General features: G+C 58.4%; 5 protein-coding genes. All 5 read left to right on the forward strand.

Going from position 1 to position 4,170, the window contains the following annotated elements; all coding sequences use genetic code 11:
• Positions 1-62 precede the first annotated feature (62 nt).
• The 5 genes from DWY03_RS09850 (at position 63) to DWY03_RS09870 (ending at position 3,862) form a co-directional block, all read left to right on the forward strand.
• Positions 63-482, forward strand: a complete 420-nt coding sequence (locus DWY03_RS09850; RefSeq protein WP_117821542.1) for a PTS sugar transporter subunit IIA — start codon at positions 63-65, stop codon at positions 480-482.
• Between the two features lie 57 nt (positions 483-539).
• Complete coding sequence (locus DWY03_RS09855) at positions 540-1,022, forward strand: PTS sugar transporter subunit IIB (protein ID WP_055252644.1); 483 nt, start codon at positions 540-542, stop codon at positions 1,020-1,022.
• A gap of 294 nt (positions 1,023-1,316) precedes the next feature.
• The gene (locus DWY03_RS09860; protein WP_006235882.1) at positions 1,317-2,090 is read left to right on the forward strand and encodes a PTS sugar transporter subunit IIC; all 774 of its coding nucleotides are present in this window, start codon (positions 1,317-1,319) and stop codon (positions 2,088-2,090) included.
• Positions 2,080-2,904: a PTS system mannose/fructose/sorbose family transporter subunit IID gene (locus tag DWY03_RS09865; RefSeq protein ID WP_197032845.1), complete on the forward strand. Its 825-nt coding sequence runs from the start codon at positions 2,080-2,082 to the stop codon at positions 2,902-2,904. The genes DWY03_RS09860 and DWY03_RS09865 overlap by 11 nt, the downstream gene beginning before the upstream one ends.
• Before the next feature lie 112 nt (positions 2,905-3,016).
• Positions 3,017-3,862 (forward strand): sugar phosphate isomerase/epimerase, encoded by an 846-nt coding sequence (locus DWY03_RS09870; RefSeq protein WP_117770651.1) that lies wholly within the window; start codon positions 3,017-3,019, stop codon positions 3,860-3,862.
• Positions 3,863-4,170 lie beyond the last annotated feature (308 nt).

Raw genomic sequence — 4,170 nt, forward strand, 5'->3', positions numbered from 1 at the left:
ACCTCAAGTACCGCCGCTACTACCACCAGTTCGACTACTAATTTCATTTGGGGGAAACCGCAATGAGGCAATACATCTTTGCCAGCCACGCGCATTTTGCGACCGGCATCAAAGAGAGCACCGAGCTGCTCTCGGGCGCGCGCGATAACGTCCACGACCTGTCGATGTTTGTCGACGGCCGCACCGACGTCGCCGAGGAGGCCGCCAAGCTCCTGGCGACCTTCGACCCCGCCGACGACGTAATCGTGTGCACCGACCTGTTTGGCGGCAGCGTCAACAACGAGTTCACCAAGATCGTCCAGACGCGCCCCAACGCCTACCTGGTTGCCAACATGAATCTGCCGCTGCTGATCCAGCTGCTCTTTTCGGACCAGGAGGCTCCCGCCGATCAGGTTATCCGCGAGATCCTCGCGGCTGACGACACGCGCGTCAAGTTTGTCAACGACCTGCTGACCGATGCGGATGACGAGGAAGAGTTCTAGTCACCGCCTGCTATTAATGGGGCCGGGTTTCCGGCATGAGACCTTTGGGGGTCAATCATGATTCAACTGCTTCGCGTCGACCATCGTCTGCTTCATGGCCAGGTGGCCGTCTCTTGGGTCCAGGGCTTGGGCTCCGACTGCATCTTCTGCGTTGGCGACAAGGTTGCCAACGATCCCGTCTGGAAGACTACGCTCAAGATGGGAAAGCCGGCCAACGTCAAGCTCGTCATCAAGGACATGGAGCACGCCATCGAGGCCATCAACTCCGGTGTTACCGATAAGTACAAGATGATCATCTGCGTCGCCAGCATCGCCGAGGCCAAGCAGCTTGTCGACGGCTGCCCGCAGATCACCTCCATCAACCTGGGCAACACCAAGTCCAAGGACGAGCAGCGTCCCGATGCCCGTAAGATCTCCCGCCAGATCTTTGTGACTGCTGCCGAGGAAGAGGACATTCGTGAGCTCGTCGGCCGCGGTGTCGAGGTCGAGATTCGCGCTCTGGCCGACGACCCCAAGGTCGATGCCCTAAGCGCCCTCTAATTGGGAACCACGGGCGGCGCGCACGGCGCCGCCCCTATTCGTGGGCGTACCGGATAAACGCTTTACCCGTTACCCCCATCTACCGTTCACCGGGAGTACACGCCCGTTGAGCGATTGGTATTAAATAGTTTTCTCATGACTATATAATTGGTATCAAATCATTTGCACCGGTTTAGGTGTTAACAGCACACCGGTACAAGCTGGATCTGTCTAGGCGATTGTCGGCATGGAAAAGGGCGCGCTGACAAGTCGGGAATCGCCGCGCGGATCCAAGAGGGATCAAAGGGAGGAACAATGCTTGTTCAAGCGATCCTCATCGGACTTATCGCTGCCTTCGGTAAGCTCGATTATCAGCTCGGTACGCTCTATGCGTTCCGCCCGATCGTTCTGTGCCCGCTCGTCGGCATAGTCCTCGGGGACCTGCAGTCCGGCCTCGCCATCGGTGCGAGCCTCGAGCTGCTCTTCATGGGTTCAATCTCCATCGGCGCTTACGTGCCGCCCGATGAGTGTATTGGCGGTGTGCTCGCCTGCGCCTTCGCTATTCAGCTGGGTCAGAGCACCGAGGCCGCTATCGCGCTCGCGATGCCCATCGCCACTCTGTGCCTGGCCATTAAGAACGTCGTCAACGCCGGTATGCCCCTTCTGGTCGACCGTGCCGACGTCTTTGCCAGCAAGGGTAACCTCAAGGGTATCTACGCTATGCACTGGATTATCGGTCTCGTGATTGTCGTCCTGGCCTTTATCCTGTGCTCGGTCTCCTTCTATCTGGGTGCCGACGCTGTTCAGGGCCTGCTCGACTTCATCCCGACGTTCGTCCTCGATGGCTTTGGCGTCGCAGCCAACATCCTGCCTGCCATGGGCTTCGCCATGCTCGGCCGTCTGGTGCTTACCAAGCAGCTCGTGCCGTTCTACTTCCTGGGCTTCCTGCTGTGCTCCTATGCCAACGTGCCCGTCCTCGGCGTCGCCCTGATCGCAATCATCATCGGCATCGACAAGTACGACCTGCTGGGCCTTGGTGGCGCCCAGTCCCAGCTTTCTGTGGAAGGGGATGAGGACGATGACTTCTAATTCCGAGAACCAGATTACTCGCTCCGACCTCATTAAGAGCGCCGTGAACACCGGCGCCCTGGGCATGGAATTCTCCTGGACCTACTACAAGCAGATGAACATTGCCTTCTGCCTGATGGTCGCCAACATGCTCAAGAAGATCTATGCCGGCCGTCCCGATGATTACGCCGAGGCCTTGCACCGTCACAGCGCATTCTTCAACATCACCCCGCAGCTCGCTCCCTTCGTGGGTGGCATCGCGATGGCCATGGAAGAAAAGGTCGCTCGTGGCGAGGTTGAGCCCGAGAGCGTCAACGACATCAAGGCCGCCCTCATGGGTCCGCTTTCCGGCCTGGGTGACTCCTTCTTCCTGTCCACCCTGCGCGTCGTCGCCGCTGCCGTGGGCATCAGCCTGTGCCAGGCCGGCAACGTCTTTGGCCCCATCGCCTTCCTGCTCGTCTACAACATCCCGGCGTTCCTGATTCGTATCTTTGGCGCTATCAAGGGTTATGAGCTAGGCATTGGCTTCCTCGACGAGGCTCAGAAGACCGGCCTGATGCAAAAGATCATGGCCTGCGTCGGCATTGTCGGCGTTATGGTCGTCGGCGCCATGAGCAAGGACATGTTCTGGGCTTCGTTGCCCATCGCCATCGGTCAGGGCGACTCCGCCCAGACTCTCCAGGACATCCTGGACGGCATCATGCCCGGTATGCTCGGTATGGCCGCCTTCTGGCTCTACTACTGGCTGCTCTCCAAGAAGATCAACCCGATGGTCCTGATCCTCTGCACCATGGTCGTGGGCATTATCGGCGCTTACTTTGGCGTGCTTGCCTAATATGTTCGAATCGCGCTTCCATCGCGTCTAACGGTTGCGTCGATCTTTGGGGGGCTTGTCGCATCTGCGGCGGCCCCCTGTTTTTTAAAACTCCGTACGAAAGGGGAGGGCTATGGTCGTACCCGAGCTTTCGCTCATGAACATCAACCATCGTTACTACAGCATCGAGACGTTTTTTAAGGCTGCAGGTGAGGCCGGCTATCGCAATATCGAGCTGTGGACCGGCTCGATGCACCTGTATGTGGATTGCCATGAGCACGATTCGGTGGATAAGATTCGCGATCTTGCCGCCCAATACGGTATCAAGATCGTGTGCGTGTGCCCCGAGCAGAACAACCCCAAGCCGTGGAACGTCGCGGTGCGCGGTGAGGCGGGCCAAAAACGCATCCTCTCGTACTTTAAGAATGTGATCGACGTTGCCGTTGAGTTGGGCGTGCCGCAGATTCTGGTGACGAGTGGTTGGGCCTATCTGGACGAGCCGGCTGAGGACGCCTGGGCCCGCAGCGTTGCCATGCTGCGCTCGGTGTGCGACTACGCCGATACGCGCGGTATTCGCGTCGCGCTCGAGGCCCTGCAGCCGTCGGAGTCCGTGTTGGTCAACACCGCACAGGATGTCGCGCGCATCCTCGAGGCGGTCGATCGCCCCAACCTGAAGGCATGTATCGACTTTGGCGCCATGGAAGTTGCCGGCGACACAATCGACGGCTACTTTGAGGTTTTGGGCGACAAGATCGTTCACACCCACTTTGTCGATGTGGGCGGTGGCACGACGCATCTTGCCTGGGGCGACGGCGAGCGTGATATGCGTGCCGACCTCGAGGCACTCATGCGCCACGGCTATACGGGCTATGTCTCGGCCGAGACGTGTGACGGCCGCTACTATCAGGATCCGTCCAAGGCGACGACTCAGGTTATCGAGATGTATCGCCGTGTGACAGCGGAGATGGAAGCCGAATAACTAAACTGCACGGTTGCGCCGGAAACGCTTGGGCGGGTCTGGCGCAACGCTTTTATAGCTGGCGAGTTGTGGGGAACCCGTTGGCAGTAGCGCTCGAAATAGACAACTATTGGCGTTGTAATACCACTCGGGCGAGGAAACCGACCGTTCGCCGCAAATCTCCGTGAGTTTGGATTGGTATTAAATAACAAGCAATCGTATGGCTATAATTGGTATCAGCAAGAAGCGCGATGTATAGAATTGCGCACATGTGATGGGAGGACACACATGAAGGAGACCGAGAAGATCGAGATCATGCACTTCGACCA

This window comes from Collinsella sp. AF23-2, from assembly GCF_003459245.1.
Taxonomy (GTDB): Bacteria; Actinomycetota; Coriobacteriia; order Coriobacteriales; family Coriobacteriaceae; genus Collinsella.